Origin of the sequence: Agarivorans albus, from assembly GCF_019670105.1 — a bacterium.
GTDB lineage: Bacteria > Pseudomonadota > Gammaproteobacteria > Enterobacterales > Celerinatantimonadaceae > Agarivorans > Agarivorans albus.
This window is the reverse complement of the sequence record NZ_AP023032.1, coordinates 4,550,001-4,564,282: the sequence shown is the minus strand read 5'-3', so window position 1 is coordinate 4,564,282 and position 14,282 is coordinate 4,550,001. Positions and strand designations below refer to the sequence as shown.

Below are 14,282 nucleotides of genomic sequence, written 5' to 3'. Positions count from 1 at the left end.
ACGATGGATCACGGTAATGGCAACCCTTCCCGACCAACCCTTAGTGCTTGTTGACGGCTCTTCTTATCTTTATCGCGCTTACTACGCTCCTCCTCATCTAACTAACTCTAAAGGTGAAGCCACCGGCGCAGTTTATGGCGTGGTTAACATGCTACGCAGTTTGCTTAAGCAATTTAAGCCAGAGCACATTGTGGTGGTGTTTGATGCCAAGGGTAAAACCTTTCGTGACGACATCTATAAAGAATACAAAGCCAATCGCCCTTCTATGCCGGATGATTTGCGCAGTCAAATCGCCCCTCTACACGCGGTAATTAAAGCGATGGGTTTGCCTTTAGTAGCCATTGAAGGTGTTGAAGCCGATGATGTTATTGGCACCTTAGCTAAGCAAGCTTCGGCCGAAAACAAAGCGGTAGTGATTAGCACTGGCGATAAAGACATGGCGCAGCTGGTCGATGAAAACATCACCTTGATTAATACCATGACCGATACGGTGATGGATCGTGCTGGCGTTATCGATAAATTTGGCGTACCGCCGGAGCTAATTATTGATTACTTAGCGCTAATGGGCGACAAAGTAGATAACATTCCTGGCTTACCAGGGGTGGGTGAGAAAACTGCTTTGGCCATGTTGCAAGGCATTGGTGGCGTGGATGACTTATTGGCCGACCCAGACGCGGTTGCACCATTAGGTTTTCGCGGCTCTAAAACCATGCCTAAAAAGTTGCGTGAACATGCCGAAGATGCCCGTTTATCCTATTTATTAGCCACCATTAAATGTGATGTTGAAGTCGGTTTTAGCATGGATGACATGTTGCGTACCGAAGAAGATAAAGATGCGCTGATTAAATTATTCGGTGAATTGGAGTTTAAGCGCTGGCTGAGTGAAGCGCTTAGCCCATCAAGTAACAGCGCCGCAGCAGAACCAAATGCTGAGGCCGAAGTGGTAGCTCCTGCTGTTGAGCTTAAAGGTGAGTACGAGACTATTCTTACTAAGCAGCAGTTTGAAGAATGGTTTGAACGCTTAAATAGCGCTGAGCTTATCGCTATTGATACCGAAACCACCTCGCTTAACTACATGCAAGCTGAACTAGTGGGTTTATCTTTTGCCGTTGAAGCAGGCAAAGCGGCTTACTTACCGGTAGCTCACGATTATTTAGATGCGCCTGAGCAACTAGAGCGTGACTGGGTATTAGCGCAGCTTAAACCATTATTGGAAGATCCTAATAAAGCGAAAGTTGGCCAAAACCTTAAGTACGATGCCAGTGTGCTTGCACGCTACGACATTTCGCTCAAAGGCATTAAGTACGACACCATGTTGGAGTCGTATGTGCTCAATAGCACCATTACTCGCCACGATATGGACTCGTTGTCGTTGCAGTACTTGCAACACAAAACCATCAAGTTTGAAGACATCGCAGGTAAAGGCGCTAAACAACTTACCTTCAATCATATTGAACTTGAAACAGCAGCACCTTATGCAGCAGAAGATGCAGACGTTACCTTACGCTTGCACCAAACTCTGTGGGCCAAGCTAGAGAAAGAGCCAAAGTTGAAAAGCTTGTTCGAAGAAGTCGAGTTGCCTTTGGTCAGTGTATTATCGCAAACCGAGCGTCAAGGCGTGCGTATTGATAGCCAACGCTTAGCGCAGCATAGTTTGTCTTTAGGCGAGCGTATCGACGGTTTAGAGAAGCAAGCGCATGAACTAGCAGGTGAACCATTTAACTTAGGTTCTCCTAAGCAGCTGCAAACCATTTTGTTTGAAAAAATGGAATTGCCGGTGATTAAGAAAACCCCAAAAGGTGCGCCGTCTACTGCCGAGGAAGTGCTGCAAGAGCTGGCGTTAGATTACAGTTTACCAAAAGTGATTTTAGAATATCGAAGCCTGTCTAAACTAAAATCTACTTACACCGACAAACTGCCTAAAATGGTAGAGCCAAGCTCTGGCAGAGTGCATACCTCTTATCATCAAGCGGTAACAGCAACGGGGCGTTTCTCATCTACCGATCCTAACTTGCAAAATATTCCTATTCGCCATGAAGAAGGACGTAAAGTACGTCAGGCTTTTGTACCTGCCGATGGCTACAAACTGGTCGCGATAGATTATTCACAAATCGAGCTGCGTATCATGGCGCATCTTTCTCAAGATGCTGGCTTGCTAAAAGCCTTTGCTGCCGGAGAAGACATTCATAAAGCTACCGCTGCAGAAGTGTTTGGTAAAGAGCTTGAAGCAGTAAGTGGCGATGAGCGCCGCAGTGCCAAGGCGATTAACTTTGGCCTAATTTACGGTATGAGCGCCTTTGGTTTAGCCAAGCAGTTAGGCATTGCTCGAGCCGATGCGCAAAACTACATGAATCGTTATTTTGAGCGCTACCCTGCGGTGTTGGACTACATGGACAGCACCCGAGATTTTTGCCAAGAACACGGATATGTAGAAACCTTATTTGGCCGCCGCTTGTATTTGCCCGAAATTAATTCACGTAACGGTATGCGTAAAAAAGCTGCTGAACGTGCTGCGGTAAACGCGCCAATGCAAGGAACCGCTGCCGACATTATTAAAAAAGCAATGATTGCTGTTGCTCAATGGCTAGATACTCAACCCAGTGAGCATTGTAAGATGTTAATGCAGGTTCACGATGAACTGGTATTTGAAGTATTAGAAAGCGAGTTGGATAAAGTTGTACCGAAGCTTACCGAGCTGATGGAACAGGCAGTGACACTAGATTTACCACTCGTTGCCGAATCAGGTATTGGTGAAAACTGGGATGAAGCCCACTAGAGCTAAATAGTGGAAGATAGCAAAGGAGGCGATGGCCTCCTTTTTTTTGCCTCAAGGTTTTGCGAATTTTGGTAATTATGAAAACCTTTTCGCGTAATTTAAAAACCAACATATACCTCTAAAGTGAAATTTCCTTACAAAAAGTGCTTTATTTTTCATCGATGATCCTCTAGAGTAACTCTTGTAGGGTACAGAGGTAAGATGTTCTATCTTTCAGACCTTTATTTCACGTAGTTGAAAAAGGCTATTTTGCCGCCCCGATGGGTTTCCATCGGGGCGTTTTTTTGTCTTAATGCCAGTGATTGCCTGCCTTCTCTCTTATTTTTTAAACTCCTTTATGCTCCTTGTCTAAGAGGGGGCTCTAGCTGTTGTTTCTTATTTTCTGATATTTGGTTGCTAAATTACGATATTTGGGAATTTTGTGTTCAAAATGCCACTGCTTGATGGTGTTTGATTGCTGTCGGTCTAAGGACTGGATGAATAACAAAAGCTTCTATGAAAGAAAATTGCACATTTTTAGAAAATTTTGTGAACTAATCGATTTTCAGAGAGTCATAATTAGTGCAATTGGAATAGTGCTTTCAGTTTTTAAGAATTTCTTTTCTTACATGCCCCATCGGACGATGGGGCTTTTTTTTTGCCTGCTGTTTAGTGCTGAGAGGTGTTGGTTTAGGCTCTGGATAGAAAAACGCCACGTTAAAGTGGCGTTTGGATTTAGCGAATAACTTGCTTACTCGTAGTAAGGCTTAATCACTTCAATCTTGCCGTTATCGTCAATGTTCAGCTCAGCCATCTTAATGCTGCGTAAGTGGGTTTGACCAGCCGATAAAGTGCTGTCGTGGTAGAACAAGAACCACTTGTCTTGGTACTTCACTATAGAGTGATGAGTTGTCCAGCCTAGCACTGGCTCTAAAATAACGCCTTCATAGCGGAACGGCCCATAAGGTGAGTCACTGCTCGCGTAAGCAATTTTGTGGGTATCGCCTGTAGAGTAAGAGAAGTAGTAACGGCCGTTGTGCCTGTGCATCCATGGGCCTTCAAAATAGCGGCGTTCGTTGTCACCCGCGAGTAGCACATCGCCATTCTCATCGACAATTTCGATTTCCTTCGGCGTTTCAGCAAACTCCAGCATATCGTCAGTCATTTTAGCCACTAAGGGTTTTAGCGCTGGTTGGTCGTCGGCTGGGAACTGCTCTTCACCAAACTTGCCGTTGCGCCAGTTTTGTAATTGGCCACCCCATAAACCGCCAAAATACATGTAGTGGCTACCGTCTTCGTCTTTGAATACCGCAGGGTCGATGCTAAAGCTGCCTTTAATCGCTTCTGCTTGAGGAGTGAAAGGTCCTTCAGGCTGATCGCCAACTGCTACACCAATTTGGAAAATGCCATCGTAGTTGCGCGCAGGGAAGTATAAGTAGTACTTGCCATCTTTTTCTGCAGCGTCTGGCGCCCACATTTGTTTCTCTGCCCAAGGCACGTCTTTTACATCTAGCGCGTTACCATGGTCGGTGACTACGCCAAAAGGACGGTCTAATGAGAAAACATGGTAATCACGCATGTCAAAGTGATCGCCGTTGTCATTTAGTGGCTGGCCGTTATCTACATCGTGAGAGGGATATACGTAAAGCTTGCCGTTAAATACATGGGCTGAAGGATCGGCGGTATACATATGCGTCACTAAGGCGCCACTAATCGGCTTTAGCTGGTCGGCACGTGCTTTATCTGCTGCGGTTACCGCTTCCGCATCACTGATCTCGCTAGGTTCTTCTACCCTAGTCTTCGTTGCGTCATTCACGCTCATGGTATTTCCTCATTAAGTTTTTGCGTCAGTATAACGATCTCAAACTTGATAAGTTTTACGTTCTTCGGTAGCCCAATTGTAAAATTTGTCCCGCAAGCACAATTTGTCATTAAACTATGATCAAGTGCACAAGCAGTGGGATATTTCATGAAACCCCATGAAATAAATGACGCGCGCTATGATGCGCTGGTTTGCTTTAAAAAGGAGTAAAGGTTGGAAGGTGAAAAGGAGCTCGCCGAAGCAGCGAGCATAGTCTGTCAGTTTATTCAGCGTCGCTTGGGGAATTTTCTAGATGTTGATCAAACCATCCCACTAAGGTGTTTTGAAGCACGTCTAAACCTTGTTTTTTCAAAGAAGAAAAAGCTTCTACTCGAACATTGCCACCAAATACCTTGGCTGTCTCACGGCCCTTCAGAATCGCTGTTTTACGCGCGCCTTGTTTTAACTTGTCTGATTTAGTTAAAAGCGCGAGTACTGGTAGTTCACAATCTACAGCCCACTGGATTAGACCGGCATCGGTATCTTTGAATGGATGGCGAATATCCATTAATACCACGATGCCTTTTAAGCTTTGGCGATCTTGTAAGTATTCAGACAGTGACTTTTGCCACTGCTTTTTAACTTCTTCTGGCACTTGAGCAAAACCGTAGCCAGGTAAGTCAATTAGGCGAAAACCTTCGGATATTTCAAAAACGTTAATTAATTGAGTTCGACCTGGTGTTTTACTGGTTCGTGCTAAGCTTTTTTGACGAGTAAGGGTATTTAAAGCACTAGACTTACCCGCGTTTGAGCGTCCGGCAAAGGCGATTTCAATTCCACTATCTTCAGGCATAGCCTGAATATTAGGCGCGCTAGTTATGAAGTGGGTGTTTTGAAAATGATATTGCGCCATGGTTATGTTGAGCTCCACAAGGAAATTAGGGTAATACATTACGTTTTTGGCAAAATTGTGTAAAATAATGCCGTTACTGGACTCGCTAAGTGTATCACGGGCACCAGTGTGTGGTTTGGAATAATACTAATAAATGGAATGTCATGAAAAAACTTACCTTAGTTTTAATGTTAATGGCGGGTGTTGCCAGTCCGGTTTGGGCAAAGGGAGATGCTGCTGCTGGAGAGCAAAAAGCTGCAACTTGTAAAGCTTGTCACAATGACCAAGGTGAAGCTGCTGGTTATCCTAAATTAGAAGGCCAACACGCAGGCTACTTGGTTAAACAGTTAAAAGAATTTAAAGCCGGCGCTGCTAGCGGCGGTAAAGAAGGGCGCAACAACGCCGTAATGGGTGGTATGGCTTTGCCATTGTCTGAGCAAGACATGGAAGACTTAGCAGCCTATTATTCTGGCCAAGCGATGAGCCCAAATACCACTGCCCCAGAATATGTTGAAGCCGGTCAAATGCTTTACATGGGTGGCGATTTAGAACGTGGTATTGCTGCTTGTACTGCTTGTCATGGCCCACGAGGTGTTGGCCAAAGCTTGGCTGGCTTCCCACGAATTTCGTCGCAATATGCGGGTTACATTAAATCGCAATTGGAAATGTTCCGCAGCGGTGAACGTGACAACGACTTAAACGGTATGATGCGCGATGTTGCCGCTAAACTAAGTGATAAAGATATCGAAATATTGTCGCAATACTTAGGTGGCTTACACTAAGGTTTATCTGGGCAGCGCCCGCTGCCCAGCTGTTTTTGATTTATTATTCGCCATCTTCGTTCTAAGTGTTACACTTGCGCCCCTAAAAAATACGGCAAGGTGTTGATTGGTGAAATGCCCACTCTGTAGTGCCACATCATCCAAGGATTTTTATCGCAATAAACGTTGCCAATACTGGCATTGTTCTGAGTGTGATTTGATCTTTGTAGACCCTGACGATGTACTCAGTACTGAAGCTGAAAAAGCCCAATATGACTTGCACAATAATGACCCGCAAGACCAAGGCTATTTAAACTTTTTACGACGTTTAAGTGAGCCAGTGTTAAGCAAACTCACAGAGCCCGTTGTTGGCTTAGATTTTGGCTGTGGCCCTGGGCCAGCGCTGTGTGAATTGTTGGCGCAAGCAGGGCATCAGTTACTGAACTATGATCCAATATATTACCCCGATGAGCAGCGCCTAACCGAGACTTATCGCTTGGTCACTAGCAGCGAAGTGGTGGAGCATTTTAACCACCCAGCCCAGTCTTGGAAGCTGTTAACAGGCCTAGTGGCCGAAGCGGGTTTATTGGCCGTAATGACTAAACGCCATTGGGGAACGGAAGTATTTCCACAGTGGCATTATAAAAATGATCCTACCCATGTAGCGTTTTACAGTGATAAAACCTTTACTTGGTTAGCTAATCATTATCAGATGAGATTGGAGATAGTTGGCCCCGACGTGGCGCTATTTCACAGAGGTAAATAAAATGTCTAGAAAAAAGAATCGTAAAGGCGGCTTAATTGGGGTGCGTAAAGACCCTGACTTTAAAGCTAAACGTGTTACTGCGCCGGATCGTAAAAAAATTGGTAAGGGCAAAGCCTCTGGCAGTCGTCAGCAAGAAGCAGAGTTAGTGCAGCAGCAAGCCGCTAATGCCCAGAAAAAAGACCCGCGTCACGGCAGTAAAGAGCCTGTAGAACTCGGCGTTGCCAAGCCTGCGGCCAAACCTGCAGCTAAGCCCGCTAAAGCAAAAGCTAAAGTTGAACTAACACCTGAGAAAGAACTGGCGATGTTAGAAGCCGATACGCGTCTTGAAAGTCTTATCGATGTGTTAGATGAAGGCGGTGAAATTAGCAAACAAGAGCAGCAGTGGGTGGATAAACAACTAGCACGTCATGCTGAATTGCTAGCCGAACTAGGTTTGTCGGAAGAAGCCGAAGAAGCGGAAGCTTTAGATGATGATGAGCAATTATGGCGTTCGTTAAATAGTTCTTCCTTGGATCAATATAAGGATTAGTCTTGATGGTTTGGTTAGCTGTAGCCGCAGTTATTATTGTTTCAGCCTTAGCCATTTATGCCGCCTTATTAGTAGGGCGCTTAATGGGGCAACAAAAAGTGATTAAAAACGCGGTTGCTAAGCGTAATCAAAACTTGGTAACCGATATTCGCTACATAGCAAAAGCCATGCAGGAAGACCGTTGTGGTTTGTCTGAGGGTGTGATCCGCATCAGCAATCTGTTGATTGCTTTGCAAACTCCGCAACTAATTGATTGGGCGCAGCGCTACCCTGCTGTTTTTCAGTTATATAATGCGGTAAAAGAGTTACCCACTCATGAGGCGCGCAACAAACTGCCTTTGCAGCAGCGTATGCGCCAAGATCTGCAGCGTGAAGCAGAAGAAAAAGCCTTAGAGAAACAAATATTACAAGAAGCTGAAGCACTGGAACAACTCAGTGCCAAGGCACTCTAGGAGAGCACGTAAATGTCATTAGCAATGGTGGATTGGGATCAGCAACTGATCGAGAAGTATAACTACTCGGGCCCGCGTTACACCTCTTACCCCACTGCCCTTGAGTTTAATGAAGACTTTGGCGAGCAAGAGTTTGGCCTTGCTTGTGATAAGTTTCCTGAACGTGATTTATCGCTGTATGTGCACATCCCGTTTTGCCATAAGTTGTGTTACTACTGCGGTTGTAACAAGGTGATTACCCGTCATCAGCATAAGGCCGACATTTACTTAGACTACCTAGAACAAGAAATTCAGCTGCAAGCGCCACGTTTTAAGCAACGTAAAGTAAGCCAAATGCATTGGGGCGGCGGTACGCCAACTTACCTAGAGCCAGAGCAGCTTAAGCGCCTAACTACTCAGCTATTTAGCCAGTTTGAATTTGCCGATAATGCCGAAGTTAGCATTGAGGTCGACCCACGCGAAATAGAACTTTCTACAATTAACCTGCTGGCCGAATTGGGCTTCAATCGCTTGAGCTTAGGTGTGCAAGATTTTAATAAGCAAGTGCAACAGGCGGTTAATCGCGAACAAGACGAAGCGTTTATTTTTGCCTTGGTAGAGCGGGCTAAACAAGTTGGTTTTAATTCGGTAAATATTGACCTTATTTATGGTCTTCCGCATCAAACACGTGCGAGTTTCCAACAAACCTTAAGTCGCGTGCTGGATTTAGATCCAGACCGTTTATCGGTATTTAATTATGCCCACCTACCTAGTCGTTTTGCAGCGCAACGTAAAATAGACGAAAGCGCCATGCCAAGCAGCGACGAGCGCTTAGGTATTTTGCGCGACAGCATCGAGTTTTTAACTACTCACGGCTATCAGTTTATTGGCATGGATCATTTTGCCAAACCTGATGATGAACTTGCCATTGCTCAAAGTAAGGGTGAGTTACACCGTAATTTTCAGGGCTACACCACCCAAGGTGAGGCCGATTTACTGGGTTTAGGGGTGTCTTCTATTTCGATGTTGGGTGACGCTTACAGCCAAAACCAGAAAGATCTTAAAACCTACTACGCGCAAATCGACCAACAAGGGCATGCGCAGTGGAAGGGAATTGCACTAAACCAAGATGATTTAATTCGCCGCGAATTGATAAAGACCCTGATATGCAATTTTCAACTGAGCTTTAAAGATATAGAACAGCAGTTTGATTTAGATTTTCAGCAATACTTTGCTGAAGATATGCAGCTGCTAAAACCTTTTGTTGAAGATGGTTTAGTAAGTTTAAGTGCCGATGCCTTGCAGGTAACCAACAAAGGACGCTTGCTGATTCGTAACATTTGTATGTGCTTTGATGTGTACTTTAGAAGCCAAGCGCGGCGCCAGCAATTTTCAAGAGTGATATAACATTGCGGAGCTTAGGCTCCGCTTTTTGTTAGTGGCTTAAACACTCGTGGTAAGAGTCGGCCAGTTGTTGCAGTAATTCAAAGTAGCCGTTTTTGTCATTGCTTACGCTAATCCCTAGAGGGTCGAGCAAGCTAATTTGCGCACCACTATGTTGGCTAATGCTTTCTAGCAATGCACCATCAAATTGTGGTTCAGCAAAGATACATTTGGCTTTGCCTTGCTCTAACTGCTGGCGAATATTCAGCAAGCTTTTAGCGCCAGGACGACGCTGTGGGTTAATGGTAAATTCACCTAAACGATTTAAGCCAAACTCGCGTTCAAAATAACTATAGCCATCGTGAAAAACAAAATAGCCTTGCTGTTTAACCGCTTGGAGTTGCAGATTAATGCTACTCACTACCTTTGCTAGCTCTTGATTAAAGCGTTCAAGCTGCTGCTCTAATTTGGCTTTGTCTTCGGGCATCTTAGCAATTAACTGCTCGGTAATTGCGGCGGCAATAAGCTTAGCTTCATTGGGGCCTAACCAAATGTGTGGGTCTACTTCATGATGGTGGTCACCATGGTGGTGTTCGTGGCCTTCATCGCCATCAATTAGTTCTAGCTGGGGTATGTCTAGCAGTGTTAGCTGGCTGGCACTGGTTTGGCTAAGCGGTTTACTTAAGAATGGCTCTAGCTCATCACCTACCCAAATAACTAAATCGGCCTGGCGCAATGCACGCACATCCGATGGACGCAGCGCATAATCGTGCGGCGATACATTGGGGCTTACTAGGTAATCAACATTGAGTTCACCTTCACTTAAGCTGCTAACAATGAGTTGCAAAGGTTTAATACTAACTAAGATGTTTGGGCTTGTGGCCCAGCTTGGTATAGCGAAGAACATCAGAACAAAAAGCAGGTTACGCATACAAGATTTTGAGAGTGATTTGGTAAAATAATACGATAGTGTAACATCTAGTGTAGAATAGCGCGCCCTAGTAAACGCCACTGGGGCTTATTCAGCTAGTTATCTATAGGATGCAGGATTGACCACTTTACTTTCGCTTAACAATATTTGCGTTAGCTTTGACCAGCGCATGGTTCTCGACCATGTCTCGTTGGAGCTAAATCGTGGTCAAATCACCACATTAATTGGCCCTAACGGTGCCGGTAAAAGCACCTTGATTAAGGTTATTTTGGGCCTTATTTCTGCAGACTCCGGTGATATTACACGTGCTTCAAAATTACGTATTGGTTACGTACCGCAAAAAATCAGTTTAGATGAATCGTTCCCACTCACGGTGGAGCGCTTTCTTAAGCTAGCTCGGCATTCTTCTAAGCCAGGTTTAACTAAGGTTATTCGCCAGCTTAGTATTGATAGCTTGCTAAAGCGGCAAATGGTGCGTTTGTCTGGCGGCGAAATGCAGCGAGTATTATTGGCGCGGGCCTTGTTGGGTGAGCCGCAACTGCTGGTATTAGACGAACCTGTGCAGGGAGTCGACATCTCTGGGCAGATAGAGCTTTATCAATTGATTGCTGATATCGCTCAGCAAATGGGTTGCGGGGTGCTGTTGGTCTCTCACGATTTGCATTTGGTAATGGCGGGCACCGACCATGTAATTTGTTTAAATCACCATGTATGCTGCCATGGGGAGCCCGAGAGCGTGGCTCAACATCCAGAATTCGCACGGCTTTTTGCGCAAAACGAACGCCAACAGCTTGCCGTTTATACCCATCACCATGTTTGTGACGATCACGACCATAACCACAATCATCAGCCAAGCACTGAAGAGAACAACTAGCGCATGGACGACTTTTTAATAAATGCTTTATTGGCAGGCTTAGGTATTGCGGTATTAGCGGGGCCGCTGGGTTCCTTTATGGTGTGGCGCCGTTTAGCTTATTTTGGCGATACCTTGGCGCATGCCTCGTTATTAGGGGTAGCGCTAGGTTTATGGTTGCAAATCAACCCGGTGATAGCGGTGGTCTTTAGTGGGGTTATGCTGGCTATAATTTTGTTATCGCTGCAACGCTACAAGCAGCTAGCCAGCGATACTTTACTGGGGATTATGGCGCATTCGGCTTTGTCTTTAGGTTTAGTCGTGGTTGCTTTAATGGACAATGTGCGCATTGATCTAATGGCCTATTTGTTTGGTGATTTGCTAGCGGTAACTCAACAAGATTTATTGTGGATTTGGGGCGGCGGTGCCTTGGTGCTTGGTTTATTGCTGAGCCAGTGGAACAAGCTATTGTCGGCCACGGTGAATGAGCAAATCGCCGAGGTGGAAGGGGTAAACGTGGGCATGATGCGTGCGCTACTGTTGCTATTATTGGCGGTGGTTATTGCCATCGCCATGAAAATAGTTGGCGCATTAATTATTAGTTCGCTGTTGTTAATTCCTGCTGCAACGGCACGCCGTTTAAGCCGCTCTCCCGAGCAAATGGCATTGTTTGCCATCGCCTTTGGTGCTATCTCAGTAGTGCTTGGTTTGTGTTTATCTTGGTACCAAGATACCCCTGCGGGGCCATCGGTAGTGGTATGTGCCGCGCTGCAATTTTTATTAGTTCATAGTTTAGTTAAAGTGCAAAAATAATGACCGACTCTTTAGTTACTCCAGTAAGTGATTCAATTGAGCAAGCCGTTGCCACACTTAAGCAAGGCTTGGTATTAGCCTATCCAACAGAAGCGGTTTACGGCCTTGGCTGTGACCCCGATAAGCAAGCGGCGGTAGAACAAATTCTGGCAATAAAACGCCGGCCTGTTGAAAAGGGGCTTATATTGCTCGCCTCCGAGTTAGAGCACTTATTGCCTTACATCGATTATGCTGCGTTATCTGCCGAACAGCAGCAGTTGTTAGTGAGTGTTCAAGCTCGGCCAACCACTTGGTTAGTGCCAGTATCTACCAAAACACCAAAGTGGATTAGTGGGCAGTTTAGTTCAGTGGCGGTGCGTTTAACCCAGCATCCTATTGTTGCAAAGCTGTGTGCCGGTTTAGGTAAGCCAATTGTGTCTACCTCGGCTAATTACAGTGGCGAAGCCCCGGCCGAAACTGCGCAGCAAGCAGCTAAGTTGCAAGGCTTGGGTTTAGCATTAGACGGGGCGTTGGGCGCCGCTAAACAAACTAGCCAAATAAAAGACATTTTTACTGGGCAAGTGATCCGCGCCTAGATTGAATACAGGAAGCCTTATGCAAGACGTTGATATCGAAGCCGTTCGCCAATTCTTTCTCACGCTACAACAATCCATCTGTCAGCAACTGGAATTACAAGATGGCGCAGCAACATTTTTGCATGATGATTGGCAGCGTGACCCAGCCGAGCATAAAGGCTTAACTGGCGAGGGCCGTACTCGGGTGCTTACTAATGGTAAGGTATTTGAGCAAGCGGGAGTCAACTTCTCTCACGTTTGTGGCAAAGAAATGCCGGCTTCCGCTACCGCGCAGCGCCCAGAGTTGGCTGGCCGTTACTTTGAAGCGATGGGCGTCTCCTTGGTGATTCACCCAAACAATCCAATGGTACCTACTTCACATGCTAACGTGCGCTTCTTTGTGGCAGAAAAAGAAGGTGAAGAGCCTATCTGGTGGTTTGGTGGCGGTTTCGATTTAACCCCGTATTACGGCTTTGATGAAGACTGTATCTCGTGGCATCAAACCGCAGCTGATTTATGCCAACCCTTTGGTGAAGATGTTTATCCGAAATATAAAGCTTGGTGTGATCGTTATTTCTTCCTAAAACATCGTAACGAAACGCGGGGCGTAGGAGGCTTATTTTTTGATGATCTCAATGAAGCTGGTTTTGCTCAGAGCTTCGCCTTTACTCAAGCCGTTGGCGAGGGCTTCTTAAATGCCTATTTGCCGATTGTAGAGCGACGTAAAGACAGCCCGTTTAGCGAGCAACAACGAGATTTTCAATTGTATCGTCGTGGCCGCTATGTTGAGTTTAATTTGGTTTACGATCGCGGAACCTTGTTTGGCCTGCAATCGGGTGGTCGTACCGAATCCATCTTAATGTCATTACCGCCCTTGGTGAAGTGGCGTTATAACTGGCAGCCAGAATCAGGTAGCCCAGAAGAGCGTTTATATCAACGTTATTTGGTTCCGCAAAACTGGTTAGAGATGGCGAGCTAAACGCTGTAAAAAAACCGACTTATTTTCTTGCAAGAATGTCGACTATGGATTAATTATTTTAACTGTTGGGTTTTAAGTCCCCCACTTTTGATGATTTTTTTTTAGTTGAGTCTGAGCTATGAATGGATCGTTTTCGGCAAAACGCCGATTTGCAGATGATAAAAACTTTCGCCGCGGCTTTTCTCGCAGCGGCGCCTTCACCATTAAAGAAGCCGAGTTACTTGAGCGCTGCGGTAGCGCGTTTAAAGAGCTTGATGAATCTATCCGCGAGCCCGTGGATGATATTGAATCTCACTTTGTATCGGTATGTCGTGGGGATGCGGAGCCCGAAACCGCCGAGCAGAAGGTCTGGCTTAAATATAAAAAGCTTACTGGTCGCAAAGCATTTCATGGTTTAGTGAGTAATCCGCCTAAAGCCAGTGTGACCGAAACAGCCGCTAACAGCGATGATGACGATGTTGAAGAGGTAGATGGTCCCGAGATTGACGACGAAGATTAATTATTGCGTCGTTACTGGGTTAATTTTTCAACTTTGTACTTTGGCTTTTTCTTAAAGCCTTGTTAAGGTGCGTTATTATTTGTTTTAGTAGCGCACCTAATGGATTTATACGCAGTATTTGGCAACCCAATTAGCCAGTCGAAGTCTCCTTTCATTCATACTTTGTTTGCTCGCCAAACCCAGCAGCAGTTAAGTTATACCGCCATTGAACCAGCAGAAGACGGCTTTGCAGACGCTCTTGCTAAATTTTGGCAAGAAGGCGGGAAGGGCTGCAATGTTACAGCACCATTTAAAGAGCAAGCTTTCCAAGCTGCACAGCAACATACCGAGCGGGC

Annotated in this window: 15 protein-coding genes (1 of these 15 only partly in view); 12 read left to right on the top strand and 3 right to left on the bottom strand. The window is 45.5% G+C overall.

What is annotated here, in order from left to right; all coding sequences use genetic code 11:
• Window positions 1-16 precede the first annotated feature (16 nt).
• Entirely contained in the window at window positions 17-2,776 is a 2,760-nt protein-coding gene (polA, locus tag K5620_RS20640) for a DNA polymerase I (protein ID WP_221077427.1), read from the top strand.
• 730 nt (window positions 2,777-3,506) lie between these two features.
• Here the strand turns inward: polA and K5620_RS20635 are convergent.
• Entirely contained in the window at window positions 3,507-4,577 is a 1,071-nt protein-coding gene (locus K5620_RS20635) for a glycoside hydrolase family 43 protein (RefSeq protein ID WP_016400053.1), read from the bottom strand.
• Between the two features lie 262 nt (window positions 4,578-4,839).
• A complete protein-coding gene (yihA, locus tag K5620_RS20630; protein ID WP_425514909.1) occupies window positions 4,840-5,475 on the bottom strand; it encodes a ribosome biogenesis GTP-binding protein YihA/YsxC in 636 nt (211 codons plus the stop codon).
• 137 nt (window positions 5,476-5,612) lie between these two features.
• Between yihA and K5620_RS20625 the strand changes: the two genes are divergently transcribed.
• The 5 genes from K5620_RS20625 to hemN all read left to right on the top strand — a co-directional run bounded on the left by K5620_RS20625 (window position 5,613) and on the right by hemN (window position 9,342).
• Window positions 5,613-6,230, top strand: coding sequence for a c-type cytochrome (locus K5620_RS20625; RefSeq protein WP_016400051.1), 618 nt, complete (start codon window positions 5,613-5,615; stop codon window positions 6,228-6,230).
• Window positions 6,231-6,339: 109 nt separating this feature from the next.
• Window positions 6,340-6,975 carry a methyltransferase domain-containing protein gene (locus K5620_RS20620; protein ID WP_040306722.1) on the top strand — a complete coding sequence of 212 codons (636 nt, stop codon included), beginning with the start codon at window positions 6,340-6,342 and terminating at the stop codon, window positions 6,973-6,975.
• A 1-nt stretch (window position 6,976) separates the two neighbouring features.
• On the top strand, window positions 6,977-7,504 hold the full coding sequence (gene yihI / locus K5620_RS20615; RefSeq protein ID WP_016400049.1) for a Der GTPase-activating protein YihI: 528 nt from the start codon (window positions 6,977-6,979) through the stop codon (window positions 7,502-7,504).
• 5 nt (window positions 7,505-7,509) lie between these two features.
• Window positions 7,510-7,956, top strand: a complete 447-nt coding sequence (locus tag K5620_RS20610) for a DUF2489 domain-containing protein (RefSeq protein ID WP_016400048.1) — start codon at window positions 7,510-7,512, stop codon at window positions 7,954-7,956.
• 12 nt (window positions 7,957-7,968) lie between these two features.
• Window positions 7,969-9,342, top strand: a complete 1,374-nt coding sequence (hemN, locus tag K5620_RS20605) for an oxygen-independent coproporphyrinogen III oxidase (protein WP_016400047.1) — start codon at window positions 7,969-7,971, stop codon at window positions 9,340-9,342.
• A 28-nt stretch (window positions 9,343-9,370) separates the two neighbouring features.
• On the opposite strand, the gene znuA is transcribed toward hemN, so the two are convergent.
• The gene (gene znuA / locus K5620_RS20600; protein WP_051147549.1) at window positions 9,371-10,249 is read right to left on the bottom strand and encodes a zinc ABC transporter substrate-binding protein ZnuA; all 879 of its coding nucleotides are present in this window, start codon (window positions 10,247-10,249) and stop codon (window positions 9,371-9,373) included.
• Between the two features lie 118 nt (window positions 10,250-10,367).
• Here znuA and znuC point away from each other — a divergent pair, with 118 nt between their 5' ends.
• The 6 genes from znuC to aroE form a co-directional block, all read left to right on the top strand.
• The gene (gene znuC / locus K5620_RS20595; protein WP_016400045.1) at window positions 10,368-11,123 is read left to right on the top strand and encodes a zinc ABC transporter ATP-binding protein ZnuC; all 756 of its coding nucleotides are present in this window, start codon (window positions 10,368-10,370) and stop codon (window positions 11,121-11,123) included.
• Window positions 11,124-11,126: 3 nt separating this feature from the next.
• The gene (gene znuB, locus K5620_RS20590) at window positions 11,127-11,915 is read left to right on the top strand and encodes a zinc ABC transporter permease subunit ZnuB (RefSeq protein ID WP_016400044.1); all 789 of its coding nucleotides are present in this window, start codon (window positions 11,127-11,129) and stop codon (window positions 11,913-11,915) included.
• Entirely contained in the window at window positions 11,915-12,490 is a 576-nt protein-coding gene (gene tsaC, locus K5620_RS20585) for an L-threonylcarbamoyladenylate synthase type 1 TsaC (protein ID WP_016400043.1), read from the top strand. The genes znuB and tsaC overlap by 1 nt, the downstream gene beginning before the upstream one ends.
• A 19-nt stretch (window positions 12,491-12,509) precedes the next feature.
• Window positions 12,510-13,448, top strand: coding sequence for an oxygen-dependent coproporphyrinogen oxidase (gene hemF / locus K5620_RS20580; protein WP_016400042.1), 939 nt, complete (start codon window positions 12,510-12,512; stop codon window positions 13,446-13,448).
• 118 nt (window positions 13,449-13,566) lie between these two features.
• Window positions 13,567-13,947 carry a MaoP family protein gene (locus K5620_RS20575; protein ID WP_016400041.1) on the top strand — a complete coding sequence of 127 codons (381 nt, stop codon included), beginning with the start codon at window positions 13,567-13,569 and terminating at the stop codon, window positions 13,945-13,947.
• 99 nt (window positions 13,948-14,046) lie between these two features.
• Window positions 14,047-14,282 carry the 5' end (the start) of a shikimate dehydrogenase gene (gene aroE, locus K5620_RS20570; RefSeq protein ID WP_016400040.1) on the top strand. The gene runs 583 nt beyond the window's last position, so the window shows 236 of its 819 coding nt (coding positions 1-236); its start codon is at window positions 14,047-14,049; its stop codon lies beyond the right edge, outside the window.

Coding starts and splice junctions, on each gene's coding strand:
- znuA (WP_051147549.1), bottom strand. CDS start 10,249: ATGCGTAACCTGCTTTTTGTTCTGATGTTCTTCGCTATACCAAGCTGG.
- hemN (WP_016400047.1), top strand. CDS start 7,969: ATGTCATTAGCAATGGTGGATTGGGATCAGCAACTGATCGAGAAGTAT.
- znuB (WP_016400044.1), top strand. CDS start 11,127: ATGGACGACTTTTTAATAAATGCTTTATTGGCAGGCTTAGGTATTGCG.
- K5620_RS20575 (WP_016400041.1), top strand. CDS start 13,567: ATGAATGGATCGTTTTCGGCAAAACGCCGATTTGCAGATGATAAAAAC.
- K5620_RS20625 (WP_016400051.1), top strand. CDS start 5,613: ATGAAAAAACTTACCTTAGTTTTAATGTTAATGGCGGGTGTTGCCAGT.
- yihI (WP_016400049.1), top strand. CDS start 6,977: ATGTCTAGAAAAAAGAATCGTAAAGGCGGCTTAATTGGGGTGCGTAAA.
- K5620_RS20635 (WP_016400053.1), bottom strand. CDS start 4,577: ATGAGCGTGAATGACGCAACGAAGACTAGGGTAGAAGAACCTAGCGAG.
- K5620_RS20610 (WP_016400048.1), top strand. CDS start 7,510: ATGGTTTGGTTAGCTGTAGCCGCAGTTATTATTGTTTCAGCCTTAGCC.
- polA (WP_221077427.1), top strand. CDS start 17: ATGGCAACCCTTCCCGACCAACCCTTAGTGCTTGTTGACGGCTCTTCT.
- hemF (WP_016400042.1), top strand. CDS start 12,510: ATGCAAGACGTTGATATCGAAGCCGTTCGCCAATTCTTTCTCACGCTA.
- tsaC (WP_016400043.1), top strand. CDS start 11,915: ATGACCGACTCTTTAGTTACTCCAGTAAGTGATTCAATTGAGCAAGCC.